This window comes from Persephonella marina EX-H1 (genome assembly GCF_000021565.1).
Taxonomy (GTDB): Bacteria; Aquificota; Aquificia; order Aquificales; family Hydrogenothermaceae; genus Persephonella; species Persephonella marina.
This window is the reverse complement of the sequence record NC_012440.1, coordinates 1,048,290-1,070,893: the sequence shown is the minus strand read 5'-3', so window position 1 is coordinate 1,070,893 and position 22,604 is coordinate 1,048,290. Positions and strand designations below refer to the sequence as shown.

21 protein-coding genes are annotated in these 22,604 nt (G+C 36.6%); 9 read left to right on the top strand and 12 right to left on the bottom strand.

The window, feature by feature from the left end:
* Window positions 1-37: 37 nt before the first annotated feature.
* The 4 genes from panC to PERMA_RS05530 all read left to right on the top strand — a co-directional run bounded on the left by panC (window position 38) and on the right by PERMA_RS05530 (window position 4,542).
* Entirely contained in the window at window positions 38-877 is an 840-nt protein-coding gene (gene panC, locus PERMA_RS05545; RefSeq protein ID WP_041530893.1) for a pantoate--beta-alanine ligase, read from the top strand.
* An 8-nt stretch (window positions 878-885) separates the two neighbouring features.
* Window positions 886-1,815: an AAA family ATPase gene (locus tag PERMA_RS05540; protein ID WP_012676738.1), complete on the top strand. Its 930-nt coding sequence runs from the start codon at window positions 886-888 to the stop codon at window positions 1,813-1,815.
* A gap of 89 nt (window positions 1,816-1,904) precedes the next feature.
* On the top strand, window positions 1,905-2,681 hold the full coding sequence (locus PERMA_RS05535; RefSeq protein WP_012676701.1) for a DUF58 domain-containing protein: 777 nt from the start codon (window positions 1,905-1,907) through the stop codon (window positions 2,679-2,681).
* The gene (locus tag PERMA_RS05530) at window positions 2,668-4,542 is read left to right on the top strand and encodes a transglutaminase TgpA family protein (protein WP_012676791.1); all 1,875 of its coding nucleotides are present in this window, start codon (window positions 2,668-2,670) and stop codon (window positions 4,540-4,542) included. Before PERMA_RS05535 ends, PERMA_RS05530 begins: the two co-directional genes overlap by 14 nt.
* Here PERMA_RS05530 and PERMA_RS10515 read toward each other — a convergent pair.
* Window positions 4,534-6,876, bottom strand: coding sequence for a PAS domain S-box protein (locus PERMA_RS10515; protein ID WP_187146663.1), 2,343 nt, complete (start codon window positions 6,874-6,876; stop codon window positions 4,534-4,536). The genes PERMA_RS05530 and PERMA_RS10515 overlap by 9 nt on opposite strands.
* Before the next feature lie 140 nt (window positions 6,877-7,016).
* On the opposite strand from PERMA_RS10515, the gene PERMA_RS05520 reads away from it, so the two are divergent.
* Entirely contained in the window at window positions 7,017-8,891 is a 1,875-nt protein-coding gene (locus PERMA_RS05520) for a sensor domain-containing protein (RefSeq protein WP_012675938.1), read from the top strand.
* Window positions 8,892-8,916: 25 nt separating this feature from the next.
* On the opposite strand, the gene PERMA_RS10850 is transcribed toward PERMA_RS05520, so the two are convergent.
* Window positions 8,917-9,075, bottom strand: a complete 159-nt coding sequence (locus tag PERMA_RS10850) for a hypothetical protein (protein WP_238527218.1) — start codon at window positions 9,073-9,075, stop codon at window positions 8,917-8,919.
* 1 nt (window position 9,076) lies between these two features.
* Between PERMA_RS10850 and PERMA_RS05515 the strand changes: the two genes are divergently transcribed.
* Window positions 9,077-9,715: a ZIP family metal transporter gene (locus PERMA_RS05515; protein ID WP_012675955.1), complete on the top strand. Its 639-nt coding sequence runs from the start codon at window positions 9,077-9,079 to the stop codon at window positions 9,713-9,715.
* Here the strand turns inward: PERMA_RS05515 and recG are convergent.
* The 6 genes from recG to rpiB are packed head-to-tail and all read right to left on the bottom strand — an operon-like array spanning window position 9,712 to window position 15,397.
* On the bottom strand, window positions 9,712-12,120 hold the full coding sequence (gene recG / locus PERMA_RS05510) for an ATP-dependent DNA helicase RecG (protein ID WP_012675376.1): 2,409 nt from the start codon (window positions 12,118-12,120) through the stop codon (window positions 9,712-9,714). The genes PERMA_RS05515 and recG overlap by 4 nt on opposite strands.
* A complete protein-coding gene (locus PERMA_RS05505; RefSeq protein ID WP_015899035.1) occupies window positions 12,107-12,319 on the bottom strand; it encodes a DUF1858 domain-containing protein in 213 nt (70 codons plus the stop codon). The genes recG and PERMA_RS05505 overlap by 14 nt, the downstream gene beginning before the upstream one ends.
* Window positions 12,300-12,821, bottom strand: coding sequence for a 2-C-methyl-D-erythritol 2,4-cyclodiphosphate synthase (ispF, locus tag PERMA_RS05500; RefSeq protein ID WP_238527217.1), 522 nt, complete (start codon window positions 12,819-12,821; stop codon window positions 12,300-12,302). The genes PERMA_RS05505 and ispF overlap by 20 nt, the downstream gene beginning before the upstream one ends.
* Complete coding sequence (locus tag PERMA_RS05495; protein WP_012676775.1) at window positions 12,808-13,650, bottom strand: NAD(+)/NADH kinase; 843 nt, start codon at window positions 13,648-13,650, stop codon at window positions 12,808-12,810. Before PERMA_RS05495 ends, ispF begins: the two co-directional genes overlap by 14 nt.
* 24 nt (window positions 13,651-13,674) lie before the next feature.
* Window positions 13,675-14,937: a serine hydroxymethyltransferase gene (gene glyA / locus PERMA_RS05490; RefSeq protein ID WP_012676094.1), complete on the bottom strand. Its 1,263-nt coding sequence runs from the start codon at window positions 14,935-14,937 to the stop codon at window positions 13,675-13,677.
* Between the two features lie 13 nt (window positions 14,938-14,950).
* Window positions 14,951-15,397 carry a ribose 5-phosphate isomerase B gene (rpiB, locus tag PERMA_RS05485; protein ID WP_015898864.1) on the bottom strand — a complete coding sequence of 149 codons (447 nt, stop codon included), beginning with the start codon at window positions 15,395-15,397 and terminating at the stop codon, window positions 14,951-14,953.
* A 91-nt stretch (window positions 15,398-15,488) separates the two neighbouring features.
* On the opposite strand from rpiB, the gene PERMA_RS05480 reads away from it, so the two are divergent.
* Both PERMA_RS05480 and PERMA_RS05475 read left to right on the top strand, forming a co-directional pair.
* A complete protein-coding gene (locus PERMA_RS05480) occupies window positions 15,489-16,385 on the top strand; it encodes a DsbC family protein (protein ID WP_012676385.1) in 897 nt (298 codons plus the stop codon).
* A gap of 20 nt (window positions 16,386-16,405) precedes the next feature.
* Complete coding sequence (locus tag PERMA_RS05475) at window positions 16,406-17,224, top strand: ABC transporter ATP-binding protein (protein ID WP_012675909.1); 819 nt, start codon at window positions 16,406-16,408, stop codon at window positions 17,222-17,224.
* Here PERMA_RS05475 and PERMA_RS05470 read toward each other — a convergent pair.
* Both PERMA_RS05470 and PERMA_RS05465 read right to left on the bottom strand, forming a co-directional pair.
* On the bottom strand, window positions 17,198-18,076 hold the full coding sequence (locus PERMA_RS05470) for a DUF86 domain-containing protein (protein WP_015898969.1): 879 nt from the start codon (window positions 18,074-18,076) through the stop codon (window positions 17,198-17,200). The genes PERMA_RS05475 and PERMA_RS05470 overlap by 27 nt on opposite strands.
* On the bottom strand, window positions 18,077-19,309 hold the full coding sequence (locus PERMA_RS05465; RefSeq protein ID WP_012676760.1) for a hypothetical protein: 1,233 nt from the start codon (window positions 19,307-19,309) through the stop codon (window positions 18,077-18,079). It abuts the gene before it with no gap.
* 154 nt (window positions 19,310-19,463) lie between these two features.
* Between PERMA_RS05465 and lpxC the strand changes: the two genes are divergently transcribed.
* Complete coding sequence (gene lpxC / locus PERMA_RS05460) at window positions 19,464-20,357, top strand: UDP-3-O-acyl-N-acetylglucosamine deacetylase (protein WP_012676679.1); 894 nt, start codon at window positions 19,464-19,466, stop codon at window positions 20,355-20,357.
* Here lpxC and PERMA_RS05455 read toward each other — a convergent pair.
* Together PERMA_RS05455 and PERMA_RS05450 are read right to left on the bottom strand one after the other, a co-directional pair.
* On the bottom strand, window positions 20,349-21,050 hold the full coding sequence (locus PERMA_RS05455; RefSeq protein ID WP_012676688.1) for a uroporphyrinogen-III synthase: 702 nt from the start codon (window positions 21,048-21,050) through the stop codon (window positions 20,349-20,351). The two genes, lpxC and PERMA_RS05455, sit on opposite strands and share 9 nt — an antisense overlap.
* On the bottom strand, window positions 21,047-22,600 hold the full coding sequence (locus tag PERMA_RS05450; RefSeq protein WP_012675639.1) for an ion transporter: 1,554 nt from the start codon (window positions 22,598-22,600) through the stop codon (window positions 21,047-21,049). The genes PERMA_RS05455 and PERMA_RS05450 overlap by 4 nt, the downstream gene beginning before the upstream one ends.
* Window positions 22,601-22,604: the final 4 nt, after the last annotated feature.

Here is a 22,604-nt window from a genome sequence, read left to right as displayed (position 1 = left end):
ATTATAAATGATAAAAAAAGTAAAGGAGAGGAAAAGTATGCTTGTAAAGGATATATCTGAGATGAAAAGTATTATTAGAGAACTGAAGAAGGAAGGAAGATCTATAGGTTTTGTTCCAACAATGGGATACCTTCATGAAGGTCATATATCTCTAATAAGAGCTTCAAAGAAGGAGAATGATATAACCGTTGTAAGTATATTTGTTAATCCTCTCCAGTTTGGTAAAAATGAGGATCTTGATAGGTATCCAAGGGATTTAGAGAGGGATATGGAGATATGCAGAAGGGAAGGTGTTGATTATCTTTTTTATCCATCTTATGAGGATATGTATCCTGAAGGATTTTCAACATACGTTGTTGTTGAGGGTATAACGGAGAAGCTCTGTGGTGCTTTCAGACCTGGACATTTTAAAGGTGTTACAACTGTTGTCACAAAACTTTTTAATATTGTAAAGCCTGATAGGGCTTACTTTGGGAAGAAGGACTACCAGCAGTTTAAGGTGATACAGAAGATGGTGAGGGATCTGAATATGGATGTTCAGGTTATAGGATGTCCTATAGTGAGGGAAAAGGACGGTCTTGCCATGTCTTCAAGGAATAAATATCTCTCGGAGAATGAGAGGAAAGCGGCTCTCTCTATAAGCAGATCACTCTTTGAGGCTAAAAGGCTTTTTGATCAGGGTGTTGATGATGTGAACAGGCTTAAAGAAGAGATTAAAAGAATAGTTCTGGCTCATCCTGAGGTGAGGGAGATACAGTATGTGGAGATCGTTGATCCTGAAACACTTGAGAGTAAAGAAAAAGCTGAAAAAGGCGATATAATAGCTATCGCAGTATTTGTTGGTGATACAAGGCTTATAGATAATATCCAGCTTTAGAGGTTGATATGAATATAAAAAATGAAAAGATAAACAGGATAATAGATATTCTTTCTGAGTATCTTCAGGGGAAAGAGCTTCCTTTAAGACTTTCCCTGATAACATTTTTTTCTAAAGGGCATCTTCTTGTTGAGGATCTCCCCGGTCTGGGGAAAACAACACTGGCGATAGGGATAGCAAAAACACTTGGTCTTCAGTTTGGGAGGATACAGTGTACAAGTGATCTTCTTCCTACAGATATAACAGGTCTCTCAATATACAACAAGAATCTTGAAAAGTTTGAGTTCCATCCGGGACCGATATTCAACAATATCGTTCTTGTTGATGAGATAAACAGGGCAACACCGAAAACCCAGAGTGCATTACTTGAGGCTATGGCTGAAAAACAGGTAACACTTGAAGGAGAAACATACAAGCTCCCAAAACCTTTCTTTGTTATAGCAACACAGAACCCTGTTGAACAGTTTGGGACATTCCCTTTACCTGAGTCACAGATGGACAGATTTATGATGAAGATAAGTATAGGTTATCCAACAAGGGAGGCTGAGAAGGAGATACTTAAAGGTGGAAGCAGGAGGGAAGAGCTTTACAGAATACAGCCTGTTATGGATCCTGATGAGGTTATTAAGATACAGAATGAGATAGATCAGGTTTATATATCTGACAGGGTGATAGATTACATACTTGATATAGCAGAAGTAACGAGAAGTGGAAAGTTCTTCTCTGCTGGGCTTTCAATAAGGGGAACGCTCGCTCTGGTAAAGACAGCAAAAACAAACGCTTATTTTAAGGGAAGGGATTTTGTTATACCTGAAGATATTAAAGAGCTTGCAGTTTACACAATCCCTCACAGGGTTTTATTTAAGGAAGAGTATGAAAGTATGGAAAGGGAGGAGATTATAAGATCAGTACTGGAAGAGATAAAACTCCCAGCATAATAAAGATAACAAAGGCTGGCTGGCTTTTTATCGGACTTACCATTTTTCTTGGCGTTTCAGCTGTAAATACAGGTAACAACCTTCTTTATATGATAGTTTCTGCTATGCTCGCATTTATGGGTGTTTCAGGTTTTGCAGGTAAGAGAAACATAAGCTCACTTGATCTGGAGATACAGGTTTTAAATGAGATATACGCTAAAAATGAGGGTGTTTTGAAGATAAAACTGAAGAATAATAAAAGGTTTTTACCTTCTTTTATACTCAGTGTAGAACTGTTTGGTAAGAAGATTTTTGTCCCTTTTGTAGAAAGTAAAGGTGAGTTTACAGCTTATCTTAAGGTTTCATTTCCTGATAGGGGTGTTTACAGGATAGAAAGGGTTTATATATGCTCAGTATTTCCTTTTAATTTCTTTAAGAGATGTACATCTGTCAGATCTAACACAGAATTTTATGTGTTTCCAAAGCCTGAAAGACCTTCAGGTATTACAGATCATTCAAGGAATTTAAAGAAGAAAGGTGAGATAACATCTGACAAAAAAGGTTATGAGGGAGATATTATCTCAATAAGAGAGTACCGTTCAGGTGATCCTCTAAAGTACATTCACTGGAAAGCTTCAGCAAAAACAGGCAAGCTTAAAACAAAGGAGCTTGGCGACAGTATTAACAGACCTGTTATAGTTGATATTGACAGGATAGAAGGAGATATAGAAAGGAAGGTATCATGTGCAACATATCTTGTACTTGATCTGTACAAAAGATCCATCCCTTTTGGACTGAAGATAGAAAACAGAATATACAGACCTGAATTTTCTTATAAACATAAGATTAAAATACTGAGGGAACTTGCTGTTTATGGAAAGAATTAAAGTAAAAAATGCTGTTTTGGTTCTTGCCTATATAATCTCATTAACAGGGCTTCTCTCTGTTTTCAGATTTGTTGATCCTCTGTTTTCCCTCTCTTTTTTGATTATGATGTTATTTGGACTCTTTTTTGATTTTAAAAAGAGGCATCCTTTACCGAGATATCTGCTCAACATTATCTCTCTTTTTGTTGTAGGTCTTATGTTTTTTACCGTTAATCTTGATGATCCTGTTACTCCGGTTGTCCAGACATTGCTGATTTTACTCGGGATAAAGATTCTTGAGGATAAAAAATTCAGGGATTTTATGCAGATATACACAATATCCGTTTTTCTACTTTCAGGATCTGCATTTATGAGTATAGATATGATCTTCCTGCTTTTTTTCCTGATTCTATACTTTCTTACTGTTATATCCATGATACTACTTACATTTGTTACACAGGATGAGGAGATATCCTTTCCTTTTAAGGATTTTCTGAAGATAATTTTCAGATCCACATTTATCCCTCTGTTAGCGATACCTGTTACGGTTCTTATATTTCTTATACTTCCAAGAACTGAGTATCCTATCTTTAATTTCCTGAACAAACAGTCCTCGGGTAGATCCGGTTTTTCCGATGTTGTTCAGCTTGGTGATGTCTCCTCAATTCAGGAGGATGATACTGTAGCTTTCAGGGTTATCATGGATAAGATTGATGACAGAAAGCTTTACTGGAGGGGAATGACACTTAACTACTTTGATGGATTGACATGGCTGAGGATACCTGCTGATGACGGAAGATCTTACTTAAGGGGAAAGACTGTATTTCAGGAGATCATTTTAGAGCCTCAGGAGAACAGATACCTTTTCGGTCTTGATAAACCTGTAAGATTTTACGGTGTTTCAGGTAAGATGGATCCTGATATATCCTTCACCACAAGAAGTATAAATTTTAACAGGATAAAGTACAGGGTGAGCTCTGTTATCACTGATTATATAGATACGGAGAGAGTTGACAGGCAGATATACCTTAAACTTCCTAAGAATATCTCTGAAGATATTGTAAAACTTGCTCATGATCTCAAGGGGGATAATGAAGCTGAAACGGTAAAGAATGTTCTGAACTTTATTGAAGAAAATTACAGATACTCACTTAAAGATCTGCCAGAATCTGAAGACCCCCTGTGGGAATTTCTTTTTGATAAGAAGTATGGTAACTGTGAGTACTTTGCCTCATCTGTTGCCGTTTTACTGAGAATAAATCGTATCCCATCAAGGCTTGTTGTTGGTTATAGAGGCGGATACTACAATGATATGGCAGGATACTACATAGTTCCCCAGAGATTTGCACACACATGGGTGGAGGCTTATATAGACGGGAAATGGGTAAGGATAGACCCTACACCTTCAGGGGTTTATAGGGAGGGCTTTTCAGATCAGTTTTCTAAAGGGGGTCTTTACAGATTTATAGAAACACTCCAGTTTGTATGGATAAATCTTATCGTAAATTTTGATCTCCAAAAGCAGATCAGCATTGTTAACAAAATCAGGGAAGGCTTTAAAAAGCCTGATCTTCCTGATATCAATTTTTATTACATAATTATACCTCTCTCTGTTCTTGCTGTTGTTTTTATCTCATTTTTCATAAAAAGGCATCTTTTAATAAGTGTGGAGGAGAGACTGCTTAAGGATTTTTTAAGGAGGATGGAGAGGAAAGGGTATATAAAAAAAGATCATGAAGGTCTTGAAGAGTTTGTAGAGAGGATTGATGACCCTGTTCTGAAGGAAAAGGCTTACAGATTTGTTACCACTTTTGAGAGCTACTACTACAGAGATAAAAAGCCCGATCTGAAAAAACTTAAAGATGCTCTCTCATCAATCTGATTTTGTGTAAACAACATATCTATTCTTTCCTGATTTTTTAGCAAGATACATGGCCATATCAGCATTCTTAATAAGTGTGTCAGCATCTGTTCCATCTAAAGGAAAGACAGCTATTCCTATACTTGTTCCAACATTTATCTTATTTCCATTTATAACAAAAGGTTCTTTAAATGAGTTTAAGATCTTTTTGGCTATAACATTAACATTTTCAGGACTGTTTAGATTTTCTATTATCACTGTGAACTCATCACCTGCAAGTCTTGCAACTGTATCTATCTTCCTTACAGTATGCTGTAATCTTTTCCCTACCTCTTTCAGAAGCTCATCACCTATATCATGTCCGTATGTGTCATTTACCTGTTTAAAGCCATCAAGATCAAGAAACATAACAGCCACATACTCCCTGTTTCTTCTTGCTCTTAAAAGTGTATGCTGGAGTCTGTTGTAGAAAAGCAGTCTGTTTGGAAGTCCTGTAAGACCATCATAGAAGGCAAGTTTTTTCAGCTTTTTCTCTTCAATCTTTCTGTTAGTTATATCTGTTATTATCAGGATATAGTTTATGACCTGTCCTCTGTTTCCCCTTGCAGAGATAAATGTAAACCACATTGGGAAGCTCTCGCCGTTTTTCCTTTTGCCCCAGAACTCACCCTGCCACTCTCCTTTTATCTTCACCTCTTTCCATATCTGTTTCATAAAGTTCTCGTTTGTTTTGAATGGTGGGAGGTTAAGTACATTATGATTCAGTACCTCATCTTCTGTGTAATCTGTTATATCAGCGAAGGTTTTATTTACCCTTAGAACATTGCCCTCTCTGTCTAAGATCAGTATTCCTTCAAGTGTGTACTCAAATACCATGGATGCAAGTTTAAGCTCATGTTCAGATCTTTTTCTGTCTGTTATATCCCTTATAATGTCCTGTATGTATTTTTTACCTCTAATCTCAAAAAGACTTGATGATATCTCAGCTGGAAATGTTCTTCCCAGTTTTGATCTGAGGACCGTCTCATACTTGACAAACCTATCATCTAAAAGCTTGTTAACGGCCCATTTGTACTTTAAAAGCTCATCCTCAAGATAGAGATCCTGTACATTTATAAGTGCAAGATCTATTCTGTTGTATCCGAATATTTCTACAGACTTTCTGTTACTGTCAATGATCGTTCCGCTAAGATCATGTATTATTATCGCATCATTTGAGTTGTCAAAAAGGTTTCTGTACTTCTCCTCATTTTCAATGATCTTCTGGTATGTCTTTGTCTGGTTTGTAACATCCTGAATTATGCCTATAACCCTTGTAATATTTCCGTTTTCATCCCTCAGAACTTTTGTTATCTCCCTTATAACGATCTCAGGTCTGTTCTCTCCTGGTCTTACTCTATAAACAAACTCATAAGGTTTCCCCTTTTCCAGTATCTCTTTTCTCTTTGTGATAAGGAGAGGTTTGTCCTCAGGATGTACAAAATTATAAAACTCTTTTATAAACCCATTGAACTCTTTATTCTCACCACATATAATCTCGCAGGCTTCCTTTGAAAGCCAGAATCTATTAGAATCAACAAACCACTGCCAGTTCCCGAGTCTCGCCAGTTTCTGGGATACAGCGAGCATCTCCATAGTCTCTTTCAGCAGATTCTCCTTTTCCTTTCTCTCCGTGATATCCCTTATTATCCATATGTTTGAGCTGCGATTGTCAAACTCAGCTTCAGAAGCGCTTACCTCTACAGCTATCCTGTTTTTATTTTTTGTGATCAGTTCTATCTCAAACTTTCTTGTCAGATCTGATGATGTTAGTTTCTCGTGGTATTCTGATGGAACAAAGTTCATATAATGCATGCCAATAACTTCTTCAGGGTCGTAGCCGAGGATATCTTTTATCTTCTTGTTTACGTACTTTATTATTCCGTTCTGGATAATAACGATAATATCATTACCTTTTTCAAGAACAGAGAGATATCTCTCAGCCTGTTCTTTTAGTTTTTTCTCCGTTTCCTCTTTAAATTTAACACCTGTTATAAAGCCTGATAGAACAAATATTATCCCTATAAGCCTGAGACCTATCTCCCCTGCAATGTACAGATAGTAAGGCTGCTGGTAAATATAATGTGATATCACCTCAGTCTGTGCTATGAGAAGTGTAGACAGTCCAATAAAAAGAGGTATGTATATTTTACTTTCCGATTTTAGCTTTTCTGTAAAAATCAGTCCAACAACTATGAGAGAGTATATAATGACCTCGCTAAAAAAGGAAAGATCTATTGTTATCTTTACGGGAAATATATACTTCTGGAATATAAAAGCACATATAGAAAGTAAGATAATATAAAAACTGTTCAAAACAAACCCCATCAATATCTTCAATGATAAAGTTAAGTTAAAAGACGAACTAAAGTCAAGTAGATAAAGTTGAATAGTAATCGTTATTAGTTTATAATTTTATTAAACGATTATTAACGAAAAAGGGGTAAATTGATAAAATGACTAAGAAAAAGAACATCTTATCAATCGCTATTGACAAATCATTACAGGACAAACTGAAGGAGCTTTCAAGGGAAAAACATATCTCAGTTTCAAGGCTTGTATCAAGACTTGTTGAGGAAGCTCTCTATCTTGAGGAGAATGTTTTTAAGGATGAGATTTACAAAAATATAGACTGGCTCAGTCAGGAATGGAAGGATAAGTTACAGTTTCTTTTCACAAAGGTTCTTGACACAACACCTGATCCGATCTGGATTAAGGATCTTAACTTAAGAATAATTTATGTAAATCAGGCTTTTGCAGATCTCTTTGGTCTTAAAAAAGAGGAGATAATAGGTAAAAGTGATATAGAGTATCTCCCTTCAGAGATAGCCAAAGAGTCTATATTTTCTGATATGCAGGCCCTTGAGAAGAAACAGTCAACACACACTGTTGAAAAGATAGAAAAGGATGGAAAGGTTAGATATTTTGATGTTATTAAAACGCCTCTATTTAATAAATCGGGAAAGATCGTAGCTATCCTTGGAATATCAAGGGATATAACAAATCTTGTTGAGACAAAGGAAGAGCTTGAAAGAAAAAACAGGGAGTTGCTTGATGCGTACCAGAAGTTAAAGGAGCTCCACGAGTATGACAATGTTACAGGCTTTATGAAAAGAAACAAGTTTATAGAAGAGTTTGATAATCTGCTTAAAAGCAAGGATAGAAGTACGCTTACAGTGGTTATGATTGATATAAATAACTTTAAATATATAAACGAGATATACGGATTTGAGTTTGGAGACAGGCTTTTAAGGGAGATATCAAATCAGCTTAAGAACTTTGTTGAAAATATAGATAATACAGCTTTACTCGGAAAGCTAAGTGGTGACGAGTTTGCGGTTCTTTTTAAAAGAGATATAGATCTGAATGAGATTGTAAAGAGATTCAAGGAGATACTATCCCAGATAAAGCTAAACACACCTAAGTACCATTCCATATACTCACCAAAAGCTGTGTACTGTGCTGTAAAGGTAGAACCTGATATCACACTTTCAGCTGAAGAGATAGTTACACATATGGAGGTTGCAATTTTTGATCTCAGAGAAAGTAAGGATACTGACTTTTCAATAATAGATCTTAAGGAGAATATATCATCTGTTGAGCTTGAGGAGAAGCTGGTTAAAGCTCTTGAAAACAAGAAGATAGTTCCATTTTTACAGCCTGTTTATGATTTTAAAAATGATGAGATTATAGGATATGAGGTCTTTGCAAGAATTGAGGATGAAGGAAACTACATAGAAGCAAAGGATTTCATAACTGTAGCCTACAGAAAGGATTTTATAGTTCCTATTGATCACGAGATTCTGGAGATAGTTAAAAATGAGATAATGCCTCTTATTGAGGATGATAAAAAGCTGTTTATAAATCTCAGCTCATTTTCACTTAATAAGCTGGAAAATATAGCTGATCCTATGGCTAAAGAGATAATCTTTATTAAAGACAGATCTGTTTTTGATATAAATGAACAGGAATTCCTGAGAAATATAAGCAATATAACTGATATTAAAAGAAGTTATAACATATCCTTCTCTATTGATGATTTTGGAACGGGAAATACATCATTCAGAACGCTTATAAGAATATCTGAGGAAAAGATAATTTCGTATCTTAAGATAGACGGTTCCCTTATGAAGGAGCTTGGAAACTCTGAAGAGAAAAAGAATATAGTCAGAAGTATAGTCGCTGCATGTAAACAGCTTGGTATAAAGACTGTAGCTGAAAATATAGAGAATGAAAAGATATACGAGGCTGTCCTTGATATAGGTATAGACTGTGGACAGGGTAATTATCTTTCACAGCCTGAGCATTACGAAAGAGTGTTGAAAAAGTGACCTGCCTCTGCTTAAATAATACACTCTAAAATGGCGGAGGTGGGCTTGAGATTCTTTTTTTATACGGGCTGATCGCAAGTTTCCTTGCAGGGCTGTCAACCGCTGTCGGTGGTTCTTTTGTATTTTTAAAAAAGGATATATCCAAGAAAACTGAAGATATCTTACTTGGCTTCAGTGCAGGCATTATGCTTGCAGCCTCCTTTTTCTCACTTTTAAATCCATCAATTGAGATACTTGAAAAGAATATCTCGGAGAGCTATCTCGTTGCATTAATTACATCCGGTGGATTTTTACTGGGAGCGGTACTTTTCTGGTTTGTTGATAAAACTGTTCCTGAAGATTACTTTATGCGTTTTTCTCCGGAGATACTTGACAGAAAAGACTCAAAGAAGATATGGATATTTGTTCTTGCGATAACAGTTCACAACTTTCCTGAAGGTATGTCTTCGGCACTTGGATTTATGACAGGTGATATAGGAAAGGGTATAGCCCTTGCATCAGGAATAGGTATACAGAACATGCCTGAAGGTCTAGCTGTTGCTGTTGCTCTTATTGCAAAAGGTTTTTCAAAAAGGAAGGCAGTCCTTATAGCATTGATATCAGGCCTTGTTGAACCTGTTGGTGGTCTTACCGGACTTGTTGTTTTTGGTCTTTCTGATATTATACTTCCTGTTGGTCTTGCATTTGCAGCAGGAGCCATGGTTTTTGTTATTAGTAAAGAGATAATACCTGAAACACACAGAAGGGGATTTGAGATAGAGGCAACAACAGGCTTAATCGTTGGTTTTATACTTATGATGTTCCTTGATCTTACATTTGGCTAACCAACATTAACAAGATCAAACCTGTCTGCGTATCTCTCAAAAACGATCTCTTTTAAGACAGTGTGGTGTCTTAGATAAGGATCCTTCTCAATAAGTTTTTGGGCCTCATCTTTTGCTATCTGGAGTATCTTTCTGTCTAAATCTCTTGAAAGATCTGCAATCCCAATGTTCAGTCTACCTGACTGGGCTGTTCCTGCTATATCTCCGCCTCCCCTTATCTTCAGATCCTCTTCTGCTATCCTGAATCCATCATTTGTTTTCACAAGTATCTTTAACCTTTCAACAGTCTGTACCCTTCTTTTTTCCTCATCTCTGTTCTCAAGTTTTCTTTTAAATCTTGAAGGAAGAACAAGGTAACAGTATCCCTCATACTGACCTCTACCTATTCTTCCCCTTAACTGGTGTATCTGTGAAAGTCCAAACCTGTGTGCCTCTTCTATAACCATAACAGAAGCATTTGGTATATCAACTCCAACCTCTATGACAGTCGTTGATACAAGTATATCTGCCTCTCCTTTTCTGAAACTCTCCATTATTCTGTCCTTCTCCTCCTGAGGCATCTTTCCATGGAGAAGAAGGATTTTTTTATCAGGGAAGGCTTTTTTCCACTGCTCGTATCCTTCTTCAGCCGATTTGAGATCTATCTTTTCGGACTCCTCAATCAGTGGATAAACGACAAATACCTGTCTGCCCTTTTCTATCTCCTGTGATACTTTTCTGTAAAGTATCTTTTTCTCATCATCGTATATAAGAACGGTCTCTACAGGTTTTCTTCCCTTTGGAAGCTGTTTTATTGTTGATATATCAAGATCCCCAAAGCTTGCTATCTGCATTGTCCTTGGTATAGGTGTTGCTGTCATTATTAGTGTGTGTGGAACTTTATGTGATTTTTCAATCAGAGCCTTTCTCTGTATCACACCGAATCTGTGCTGTTCATCAACAACAACAAGTGAGAGATTTTTGAATTTTAGCTCATCCTGAATAAGTGCGTGTGTCCCTATAACAACTTTTGCCTCACCTGACTGTATAAGTCTGTATATCTTTTTTTTATCTTTCTGTGGGATACTTCCTGTGAGAAGGTAAGGTGTTATACCGAAATTTTTAAGTATATCTTTAAATGTTCTGTAATGCTGTGCTGCGAGTATTTCTGTAGGAGCCATAACAGCGGTCTGCTTGTTATCAAGAGCTACAGCGATAACAGATGCTGCTGCAACAACGGTTTTTCCGCTACCAACATCTCCCTGAACAAGTCTGTTCATTGGAACTGTTTTTGATATATCTGATAGTATCTCTTTTATAGCTTTTCTCTGATCTTCTGTAAGCTCAAATGGGAGCTTGCTTTCAAACTCATCTATAAATCCTTCACTTACAGTTATCCTTTCAGCCGGATCGGACTTTAAAAGATTCTTCCTGTACATCTGTGCAAGCTGAAGTATAAAAAGATCGTCAAAAATGAGCCTCCTCTGGTATACTGTTCTGAAACTGTTTAAACTCTCAATATCCTGATCCTTTTCAGGAAAATGTAGATTTTTTATACAGCTTTTAATGTCAGGAAAGTTATGTCTTTTGAGGATGTCAGCAGGTATATACTCAGGGTGAAATCTGAGGAAGCTTTTTAGTATTTTAAAGATTCCTCTCCTGAGATGGTTTATAGTCTGGGATGTTATTTTTACTGTTGAATCACCTTTAAGTGAGTAAACTGGAACTATCCTGTCATGTATAACAGGATCAAAATCTGTGAATATCTCAGGCTGAACCATGGATATATCTTTTTTAAAAACAGATACTTTCCCGTAGAGAAGAACCTTTTTTCCCTTCCTGAAGAATGAGAAGAGAAATGGTTTATCATGGACAAAGTAAACCTTCATAAAGTATCTTTCCTGTTTCACAGTCAGTTCTGTTTTCAGTTTACCTCTTTTTATCTTCTTTATATCAACCACCTCAACCTCAAAAAGTCCATACTCCCCATCCTTTATTTTTCCTAACTTTTTAAGTCTTCTGTCCTCATACTTCTTAGGTGGAAAGAAAAATGTGTTGTATACTGTTCCTATGCCCACCTTTTTAAATGCTCTCTTTTCAATAGGTTTTAAAATTTTAAGATCTGAGACTGTTATATTTTTAAGCTCCTCAAATGTTATATAGGTATCCTCTTTTTTCTCTTCAGATCTTTCCCTGTATGTGTTTAGAGCCTCCTCAACAGCTTTAGAAAGGTAGTCTAAAAATGCTCTTTTTTTCCTGACAGGAAGTTTATCAAGATCCTTTAGGTCCTGTATGAAACCTTCAGGTATGTAGCCTTCAAGCAGTGTGTTAAGAGTTTCTGACAGGCCTGTGATCCTTTCTAACAGAATATCATCACTGCTTAAAGCTTTGTCAATTATCTGCTTTGCTGTATTAAGATTTCTCATTATTTTTTATAAACTCTTTAAGCTCCTTTAAAAAGGTTTCAGGATCATGTCCGTAGTTTATTGCAGCCTGAAATATAGTCTCATGCTTTTTACAGGAGCATATATTACAGTACATACTCTTTGAGCTGAAAAATCTCTGTGTGAAAGGATACTTTCTTAAAACCTGCTGTATTGTTGTTTTAAGCTCTATTCCCTTCATCTTCACTCCTTTTTTTCCTTAGTAAAACAACAACATGTGCTGATCCAGCTTCGGATCTTCCTATCTCACCTAACTTTTCGTAAGATTTACCTTTTATAAATATTCTATTTTTATCAATTTGCAAAATATTAGCTGTATTTTCAATGATCTTTTCCCTGAAAGGGAGAAGTTTTGGTCTTTCAAGAAGTATGTAACAGTCGATATTTACTATCTCATAACCTTTTTCTTTTACTATTCTTGATGCCTCTTTTAAGAATATTGAGCTGTCCGCCCCTTCCCATTTTTTGTCAGAGTCTGGAAAAAGCTGTCCGATATCACCGTAACCGATAGCTCCTAAAAGTGCATCTGTAAGAGCGTGAAAAAATATATCCCCATCGGAATGTGCCTTAAATCCTTTTTCAAAAGGTATCTGAACACCACCAATGATGAGCTTCCTGCCTTCCTCAAGTCTGTGTATATCAAACCCTGTACCTATCCTGTACTCCATGTCACTTCCAGTCAAGCTTGTCCCTCAGGATATCAAAGTAGTTTTTGTAAGGAACTCTAACAAGATGGGCAAAATATGGAGACTGTTTTACTATTATCTCATCACCGTACTGGAGCTGTGTACCTTCCTGTCCGTCAAGTGTAAGCCATGCATCCTTCTCCTCTGCTACAAGCTTTATCTTAATAGGTTCGAGTGTTGGAAGTATAAGAGGTCTGTCTGTAAGTGTGTGTGGACATATAGGAACAACAAGGAATATCTCCATCATCGGGTAGACTATAGGTCCACCTGCTGAAAGGGCGTACCCTGTTGAGCCGTTTGGTGTTGATATTATTATCCCATCACCGTTGTATGTTGTTATATAGGTATCCCCAACGTAGACAGCAACATCAACTATCCTTGCAAGTATAGCTTTATTCACAACAACATCATTGAGAACATCTGCCTCAAGTATCTTTTTACCATTTCTGTAGAGTATAGCCCTGAGCATCATTCTCCTTGACAAACAGAGAGGTTTAGAGAGTATATCCTCTAACTTTTCAAATGCGTCGTACTCGTTAAGCTCTGTCAGAAAACCTAACCTTCCTAAGTTTATCCCTAAAACAGGTATGTTAAATCTCGCCACCCTTCTTGTTGCTATAAGGAGAGAACCGTCTCCTCCAACGACAAGGAGGAGATCTGTCCCCTTAAGATTCTTCTCATTTTCAAGCTCTGCAAGGTTCTCAAATATATTGCTCTCTATAGCATAGCTGTTAAGCCAGTTTTTTAACCTTCTTGAGAAATTCCTTGCCTCTTCACTTGCCTTTGTAAAGATATTCACTTTTTTATAAAAAGGTAACGGCTTCATCTACCTCTCAAATCCTTTTTATTATTAATCTAAATAATACTCAGTCCATTCTGGGTAAAGTGGGTATGATGAACATAAAGAAAGAACATCATCCTTAACTTCCTGTATGATCTTCTCATTGTCAAGATTCTTCAGAACCTTCACAATATTTTTAGCTATCCTTCTCATATCGTTCTCTTTCATACCTCTTGTTGTAAGGGCAGCCGTTCCAAGTCTTATACCTGATGTAACCATTGGCTTTTCAGGATCAAAAGGTATCGCATTTTTATTTACAGTTATATTTGCCCTTCCAAGTGCCTCTTCAGCCTGATTACCTTTAACATTTAGAGGTCTGAGATCAACAAGGACGATATGCGAGTCTGTTCCCCCTGATACAATCCTCAGACCTTCTGCCTTTAGCTCCTCAGCAAGAACCTTGGCATTTTTTACAGTCTGGTGGGCATACTCTCTAAACTCTTCCGTCATTGCCTCTTTAAAAGCTACAGCTTTAGCTGCAATAACATGCATTAAAGGTCCACCTTGAAGTCTTGGGAAGACCCATTTATCTATATCTTTTCCGTACTGTGCCTTTGAAAGTATAAATCCACCCCTTGGTCCTCTTAATGTTTTATGTGTTGTTGATGTGACAAAATCTGCATAAGGAACAGGGGATGGATATGCTCCTCCGGCTATTAAGCCAGCGTAATGTGCCATATCAACCATAAGGAGGGCTCCAACCTCATCAGCTATCTCCCTGAATTTAGCCCAGTCTATAATCCTTGAGTAAGCGGATGCTCCTGCAACGATCATCTTTGGTTTATGCTCTTTGGCAAGCTTATAAACCTGATCGTAATCTATAAGTTCTGTTTCAGGGTTTACGCCGTACTGAACAGCATTAAAAACTATCCCTGAAAGGTTTACCTTTGCTCCATGAGTTAAATGTCCACCGTGGGCGAGGCTCATTCCCATTATTGTGTCGCCAGCCTGAAGCTGTGAGAAATAAACAGCCTGATTTGCCTGTGATCCTGAGTGTGGCTGAACATTTGCATGTTCAGCACCGTATATCTTCTTTAATCTTTCTATTGCAAGATCTTCAACTATATCAACATACTCACATCCACCGTAGTATCTTTTGTGTGGAAGTCCCTCAGCGTATTTGTTTGTAAGAACAGAACCCTGTGCTTCCATAACAGCATAAGAGGTGTAATTTTCAGAAGCGATCATCTCTAAATGTTCCTGCTGTCTTTTAAACTCCTTTGAGACAGCCTCAAAAACTTCCTGATCAACCTGTTTAAGATGTTTTAACAACTACTTAACCTCCTTAAAGATTAATTTTTTCTATATTCTGGATGAGATGAACTCTTCTTTCATGTCTTCCGCCTTCAAAATCTGTTGAAAGGAAGGTATCAACTATACTTAATGCGAGATCTATTCCCAGAACCCTTGATCCTAATGCAAGCACATTTGCATCATTATGCTTCCTTGACATTCTCGCCATATACTCATTTGTACAGAGCGCAGCCCTGACACCTTTTATCTTGTTTGCCGAGATTGATATACCTATTCCCGTTCCACATATAACGATCCCCCTGTCTGTCTCACCTTCAGAAACGGATCTTCCTACAGCTTCACCAAATAAAGGGTAATCAACGCTCTCCTTTGAGTAAGTTCCTTTATCTACAACCTCATATCCTTTCTTCTGAAGATGATCCTTAATAATCTCTTTAAGTTCAAAACCTGCGTGATCACTTCCTATAGAGATTTTCATTAATACCTCCATACAGTCAAAAAATCACAAAATTTTCACAGAAATATTATACTATATACAAGATATCTAAATATCCTAAAGGGAGGATTTTATGAATATTAAAAGTATCTTTTCAGTCTTTCTTTTAATTCTTTTTGTATCACTACCATCTTTCTCTGATGAATGTAAGATAAAAGATGTTTCACCTGAGAAGATGGAGAGTAAGCTGAGGAGCGTGCTGGGAAATGGAAAAGTTATCTCCGTTTCAAGGGCACCTGTTGAGGATCTTTACGAGGTTGTTATTGAGATAAGAAACAAAAGAATACCTGTTTATGTTGACTGTTCTATGAGATACCTTATCTCGGGAGAGATTATTGATCTGAAGGAGAGAAGGAGCCTTACCAGAGAAAGGGCTATGGAACTTGCAAAGGCTATGGAAGAGAAAAAAGCTAAAGAGTTAGAGAAAAGACTTGGAAAGAAAAAGGTTGAAAAACTTAAAAATGTTCTTGGTGAGAGAATTGCAGGTGTAAACCTTGTTGATATCTCAAAAATACCTAAGACGACAGTAACTTTTGGTAACAGCAGAGCAAAATACACAATTTATGTTATTGATGATCCAGAATGTCCTTTCTGTGCGAAGTTCCACGATGAGATGCTGAAGGTTCTGGACAAGAGGAACGATGTGAAGTTTGAGATAATACTGTTCCCACTGCCTTTCCACAAACACGCCCAGACGATAGCCCAGAGAATACTGTGTGAAAAAAGCCTTAAGAAAAAGAGGGAAATTCTTGAAGAGAGCTTTAATGCTGTCAAGAGTAAGGATCAATCAAAACTCAGCAGATTGGGTAAAAAGTGTGAGAAAGGTAAGAAGATCATAGAAAAACATTTTGAGTTTGCCCAGGCCTACGGTATAGGAGGAACACCAACATTGATATTCCCTGAAGGTGTTGTTATCTCAGGTTATATGAAAGCTGATAAGATAAGTCAGGTACTTGACGCTTTAAAATAATATGGATGGGGGATAGAATGATGAATGGAAAAACGCTATCCCCCGTTCTAACAGTTAATAATCTGTCTGTAAGTTTCCATATAGAAAAGGAAACGGTTGAGGCATTAAAAGGGATATCATTTGAGATAAACAGAGGTGAGATTGTAGCCCTTGTTGGAGAGTCAGGTTCAGGGAAGAGTGTTACATGCTACTCTATACTTGATCTTCTTCCTAATTATGCAGAGGTAAAGGGTGAGATACTTCTGCACAGAGATGGAAAAAAGGTTAACATCCTGGGACTTTCAAAAAATGAAAAGAGAAAGATAAGAGGCGACTTTATATCAATGATATTTCAGGAACCTTCAGCCGTTTTAAACCCACTTTTCACAGTTGGAAACCAGATTGTTGAGGCTATTCTGGCACACAGAGATGTGAGTTATGAACAGGCTAAAGATATAGCTATTGATGCTATGAAGAAGGCTCATATACCTGATCCTGAAAAGAGGTTTTACCAGTATCCCCATGAGCTTTCAGGTGGTTTAAAACAGAGAGTGGCTATAGCTATAGCTGTTGCCAATAACCCTGAGGTTATTCTTGCCGATGAACCTACAACAGCTCTTGATGTTACAGTCTCCGCTCAGATATTGAAGCTATTCAGGATACTTAAAGATGAGATGGGCATAGGGATACTTCTCATAACACATGATTTAGGTGTTGTTGCTGAGATAGCTGACAGGGTTCTTGTGATTTACAAAGGTGAGATAGTGGAAAGAGGTGATGTTTTTAAGATATTTGACAGTCCGGACCATCCTTATACAAGGAAGTTGTTAACATCAAGGCCTGTTCTTCCCACTTTCTGATTTCCCTACAATAGCTGCAGATATCTGCTTTATATAGTTACTGAAAACCTCTACACTTTCCTTTGCAATCTCAAACAGTCTTTCAGCCTCTATCTCCTTTTCAGGATTTGCAAGATCATCCCTGAGGGAGAGAAGGTAATTCAGCCGGTCGGCTGTTTCTTCAGATAAAATTCCCTCCTTAGAAAGTCCATCAAAACAGTTTTTATGTTTTGATTTTATCTTTCTCAGTATATGCCTGCATATCCACAGACTGCTGTCAACAGCAACTACAAGAAAATATCTCGTTCTGTCAATAAACATAGGGTTATTCCTGAACTCTTCAAAGGGATAATCTAAGAAAATCTTAATTTTTTTTATTGATGATTTTACAGCTTTTGCCTGCTCATTTACTTTTTTTAGATTTACAGGTATCTTCAGCTCAGGTTCTTTTGATTTTATCTCTTTTACAATAGATGCAAGTTCAGGTATGAAATTATCGTAAAGATTGTCCAGTATATTCTTAACAGAAACATACATCTGCTGAGGAGAATAGCTGAATCCAGTTTTGAATATATCATCTCTGAAATTCTGAAAATCAGTCATAGCCCGTGATATCTTACCGGAGAAGATCCCCTGAGATGTTAGTTCTGTTATACAGTTCTCCTTCTTCCTTATCCCTGAAATCTCTTTAAGAAGATGGCAGGCTATCTGATCAAGTTCATCGTAAGCCATTATCATATAGTACTGGACTCTATCCGGATACATAGGTGTGTTTATAAACTCGTCGGGGCCTCTGTCTATAATCTGTTTCACTTTTTTTAAGGCAGATCTTAGTTTGGTGGCTTTTTCATTTAGAAACTGTGTGTCTAACATTTAAACCTCTTCAACTGACTTTGAAAAATTTTCAAGTTCTTCAATGTATCTTACATAAACTTTTCTAATGCTGTTTATATCTAAAAGGTAGTTCTGAATATCCTTTGTTTCCTTTTCAACAATGTGGGATATGTTTTTTTCAAATTTTTCTGATATCTTCATAAGCTTCTCTTTTATATCATCCTTTATATTTTCTATTGATCTCTCAAACTCCTTTCTAATCATGTTTTTGATCATAGCTGTGTATTTCCTGTAAAAGTAGTCATTCATGTATATACTGTCCAGAACAGAGTAGATAAGGATAACAATACCCAGACCTGATACGAGAAGCTCATAAGTTCTGTCAGGTATCATAAATCCAATAGCCAGTAGAAGAAGTCCTGAGGAAAAGATAGCTATAAATCTGGTACTTGGAAGATTCTCTTTGAGAATCTCCAGTTCTGAGAAATTTCTGCTGTAGTTGAATATGTCAGGAGGAAAATCAGGTGCTATATAGTAAAACTGTGATGCCTTTATACCAAAGCTGTCAACCATCTCTGAGAGCTCTTCATTTATTCTCTCTTTCAGTTCAGGATCTATATGAAGTTTTTGAACATACTGATCTATCTTTTTGGCAAGATCTTTTTTGTAATTGTTAAATATATGTTCTATTTTTGGGAAGATATCGTGGGATATATAAAGGTTTATCTCTCCTTCTATCTGCTTCTGGAATACTTTAAGTTCTTCATAACTGTTTATATCGTCTATCTTTTTCAACTTCTGTTTCAACTTTGAAACATCTTTATTAAGCGTTCTGCTTATCGCCTTCTCGAGATTCTGTTCAAGCTCTTTTTTTACCTGTTCCATATAATCCTTAAATGACAGTTGATCCAGTACCCACTGAGCCTTCTCTCCCAACTTATCAAGTTTGTGCACGGTAAACTCAAGTCTTCTCATTATTGAATCGATTGTGTTTAACAGGTTCTCTTTTTCTTTCAGTACGGTTAGTTCTGAAGATTCCATTGATGATGCTGGTTTTTCAAGGATTGACAGATACTTGCTTAAAAACATGTTCAGATCAACATACTCTTTATCTTTAAAAAACTTCTCAAGTTCGTTTTTCTGTGTGTTTTCATCAAGAAATCTGTCTTCTATTATCAGTTTAAGATCTTTTTTTAGATCCTGCAGGAGATGCAGAATTTCAGTTTTTAACTCGTATATCTTAAGTTGTCTTTCTTTTGAGGTCTGATCCATATATAAACTATAACAGTTATTTGCAAAATTACAATCTTATTTTTGCAAAAATATCACTTTTTTACAACAGGAATCATTTATTTAACTACTCTGTAAGATTGGTATACTTTTTGCTTTCTATGATTTTAGCATACCTTTTATGAGGAGAGCTATTATGATCTGTAAATTTCAGAGAACTATAAAGAAGGAGATAAGTATAAAAGGGATAGGTCTCCATTCAGGAGAGCCTGTAACTATAAAGTTAATACCAGCAGAAAGCTATGATGGGATTAACTTCATAAGAGATAACGTTTTAATACCTGCCAGAGTTGAGTATGCAAACAGTTTTGAGTTTTCAACATCACTTAATAAGGATGGTCAGACTGTAAGGACTGTTGAACATCTTATGGCAGCTCTTTATTTTACAGGTATAGACAACATTTTTATAAGTATTGATTCCGAGGAGCTTCCTATTCTTGATGGAAGTTCTATTATGTTCATAGAAAGGATCAAAGATGCTGGAATAATCTCCCTTAAAGAAGAGAAGATATACGCGGTTATAAATGATGAGATCACAGTTTCTGAAGGAGATAAGTTTATAAAGGGAAGGCCGTATAACGGCTTTGTGGCAACATATCAGGCTTCTTACAAAAACAGAATAATAGGGAACAGAAAGTACAGGTATGATTCAACTGTTAAGGATGATTTTCTTAATGTTGCAAAGGCGAGAACTTACTGCTTCCTTGAGGAGATAGAGTTTCTCAGGGAGAAAGGTCTGGCTAAAGGTGGATCTCTTGATAATGCTGTTGTTTTTAAAGGTGATACGGTTTTAAATCCTGAAGGCCTCAGATTTGAGGATGAGCCTGTAAAACATAAGGTTCTTGATCTTATAGGTGATCTTTATCTTCTGGGAATGCCTCTTATTGGTGAGATTTACTCATTTAAAGGCGGACACAGGCTTAACGCCTCTTTTGTTAGAGAGATGATAGGCAGCTCAAAGTTTGATGTGAAGTATGCCTCTGAGGTAATTGATAGTATCTCAGACCTAAAGGCTGGAGTATCAGGCTGAGGATATTATCTCTTTTATTATATTTTCAATGGAAGGCTTTTCAGGGACAAAGAAAGGCTCAATCCCCAAGCTTTTGAGTTTTTTTCCCGTCGTTTTGCCTATCGGTACTACTTTTGTCTGTTTTAGATAATCAAGACCTTTTTCGAATATCTTTAAAAAGTTCTCAACATTTGAAGGGCTTGTGAACACAGCAAAATCTACAAGCTTTTTCTCAAACATCTCTTTAACTTTATCAACATTCTCAGGTATGTTTAAAACGGTCTCATAAACAGGTATCAGTGTTACATTATCAAGATTTTTAATGAGAAGGTCTATCCCTTTTTTTGCCCTTGGTAGGGCGATTTTTTTATCTTTGTAGTTCCTGTTTGACAGGAGTTCTAAGAGTCCTTCAGAACTCTGAATCTGAGGTGTTTTTATATTTTTAAAACCTATTTTCTCAAGTTCTGCTTTTGTTTTATCACCAACAGCAATGATTTGCTTACCTTCCAGTCTCTCAGGTTCAATCTTTTCAAAAAAATATTTAACAGCGTTTACACTTGTAAATACAAAGATATCAAAATCTTCAGTTTTTATATCAAAATCTAAAGGGATCGTTTTTATTGCAGGAAATGGTATGATATCGATCCTTATGTTTTTTACAGCCTCAATTTTTTTAAGCTCTTTCTCAGACTTGGTTATCAGTATGTTTATCAATCCTCTCCACCACCTGCCGGGATAAGGAATACAAAATCTTCCTTTTCAAGTATGAAAGTATCCTTTGGATTTAGATGTATCTTTCCTCTTCTCTCCACAGCAACAGGAAGATATCCATACTTCCTTGTGTACATTAATAGCTGTCCAAAATTCTCAAACTTTCCAAGACCTGTTATCTTTACCTTTTTTATTCCTCTTTCTTTATCAACAAGTGTTTTTATCAGTGATGTTGCTCCAGGGTTCAGTATGCTTGTAAACATTATCTTACCAAGTATCTGGCCGTGTATTATAACCTCCCTCACCCTCATCCTTTTCTGGAATATATCAGCATCCTCATCAAGAAGAACCTCAACATAAAGATGGGCATTTGGGTTTAATGTTTTTATAAGCATTGAGGCAAGTGCCGTTCTCGCATCAATATTCCTCTCCGATAAACCTTCCTCCCTTTCCGCTACTATAACAACATGTTCCGCTTTCTCAATACCAACCTCTGTAAGTATGTTCTCCTGTATAAAATCACCCCTTTTGTAAAATACATCCCTTGGAAGCTCTATACCTATAGCTGATTTTGGAAGGTTAGTAACTATAACAACAGGTTTCTCCTTCTCTATCTTCATGCTGAGGATCTGTTCCATAATCTCCTCTGCTGTCTCATTCCATCCGCATATAACTATATGGTTTTCAAGATTTTCCATCTTCAGTCCACCTTCCTTTAAAGTCATTAATCTGCTTACAAGTGCTGCAGAGAATGTACCTGTTAATGCAGCAACAAGAACTATCCCTCCACCTATCATTATTGATGTTATTATTCTACCTGGATCTGTAACGGGATGTATATCTCCAAAACCTACAGTTGATATTGTTACAATTCCCCAGTAAATTGCGTGCCACATGGAAACGAAAAGTTCATTTCCTGCGTTATACTCAAATATATATACAAGAAGGGACAGTATCACTATCCATGTTATTATTGTGAAGAATATGAATAAAAAAAGGTATGCCTGCTCTTTTATAGCGAATATGAAGCTTTTAATAGCACCCCCGTATCTTATGATCTTAAGAAGCCTGAGAACCCTCAGTATTCTGAAAGCCCTTAAAGGTCTTATAATAGGGAGTATGGATAGAAGGTCAATAATCGCATAAGGTGTTTTCATCCACTGAACTTTAGGTCTGAACGCCTCTTTCAGTGCAAAGAACAGTTTTGATAATTTATTTGGACTTTCGTAAGAGAAATAGGTTCTCTTAAAGTCGTCTGTAAAGTTAGATACAACCCAGAGTCTTGTTAAATACTCAACAACAAAAAATATAAGAACCACCTCTTCGTAATCTCTCAGGAATATATCAAGATCAGGTGGGAGTTTTGCCTCAAGTGGCGTGAGCTCTATAAGAACCCCAATTGAAGATGTTATTACAATAAAAAGTGCGAATACATTGTATATCTGGTTGTAAGGACTGTTTTCATTCTCAAGAATGTTGTAAAGCCAGATCTTGAAAACCCTGACCCTTCCCTGGAGTTTAAGTTTTTCCCTTTCCTCAATGATCTTTCTCAAGATA

What these genes read in the sequence shown, in the direction of transcription:
- panC (WP_041530893.1), top strand. Translation starts at nt 38, where the DNA reads ATGCTTGTAAAGGATATATCTGAGATGAAAAGTATTATTAGAGAACTG.
- PERMA_RS05540 (WP_012676738.1), top strand. Translation starts at nt 886, where the DNA reads ATGAATATAAAAAATGAAAAGATAAACAGGATAATAGATATTCTTTCT.
- PERMA_RS05535 (WP_012676701.1), top strand. Translation starts at nt 1,905, where the DNA reads ATGATAGTTTCTGCTATGCTCGCATTTATGGGTGTTTCAGGTTTTGCA.
- PERMA_RS05530 (WP_012676791.1), top strand. Translation starts at nt 2,668, where the DNA reads ATGGAAAGAATTAAAGTAAAAAATGCTGTTTTGGTTCTTGCCTATATA.
- PERMA_RS05520 (WP_012675938.1), top strand. Translation starts at nt 7,017, where the DNA reads ATGACTAAGAAAAAGAACATCTTATCAATCGCTATTGACAAATCATTA.
- PERMA_RS10850 (WP_238527218.1), bottom strand. Translation starts at nt 9,075, where the DNA reads ATGCCTGCACTGAAGCCAAGTAAGATATCTTCAGTTTTCTTGGATATA.
- PERMA_RS05515 (WP_012675955.1), top strand. Translation starts at nt 9,077, where the DNA reads ATGCTTGCAGCCTCCTTTTTCTCACTTTTAAATCCATCAATTGAGATA.
- recG (WP_012675376.1), bottom strand. Translation starts at nt 12,120, where the DNA reads ATGAGAAATCTTAATACAGCAAAGCAGATAATTGACAAAGCTTTAAGC.
- PERMA_RS05505 (WP_015899035.1), bottom strand. Translation starts at nt 12,319, where the DNA reads ATGAAGGGAATAGAGCTTAAAACAACAATACAGCAGGTTTTAAGAAAG.
- PERMA_RS05495 (WP_012676775.1), bottom strand. Translation starts at nt 13,650, where the DNA reads ATGAAGCCGTTACCTTTTTATAAAAAAGTGAATATCTTTACAAAGGCA.
- rpiB (WP_015898864.1), bottom strand. Translation starts at nt 15,397, where the DNA reads ATGAAAATCTCTATAGGAAGTGATCACGCAGGTTTTGAACTTAAAGAG.
- PERMA_RS05480 (WP_012676385.1), top strand. Translation starts at nt 15,489, where the DNA reads ATGAATATTAAAAGTATCTTTTCAGTCTTTCTTTTAATTCTTTTTGTA.
- PERMA_RS05475 (WP_012675909.1), top strand. Translation starts at nt 16,406, where the DNA reads ATGAATGGAAAAACGCTATCCCCCGTTCTAACAGTTAATAATCTGTCT.
- PERMA_RS05470 (WP_015898969.1), bottom strand. Translation starts at nt 18,076, where the DNA reads ATGTTAGACACACAGTTTCTAAATGAAAAAGCCACCAAACTAAGATCT.
- PERMA_RS05465 (WP_012676760.1), bottom strand. Translation starts at nt 19,309, where the DNA reads ATGGATCAGACCTCAAAAGAAAGACAACTTAAGATATACGAGTTAAAA.
- lpxC (WP_012676679.1), top strand. Translation starts at nt 19,464, where the DNA reads ATGATCTGTAAATTTCAGAGAACTATAAAGAAGGAGATAAGTATAAAA.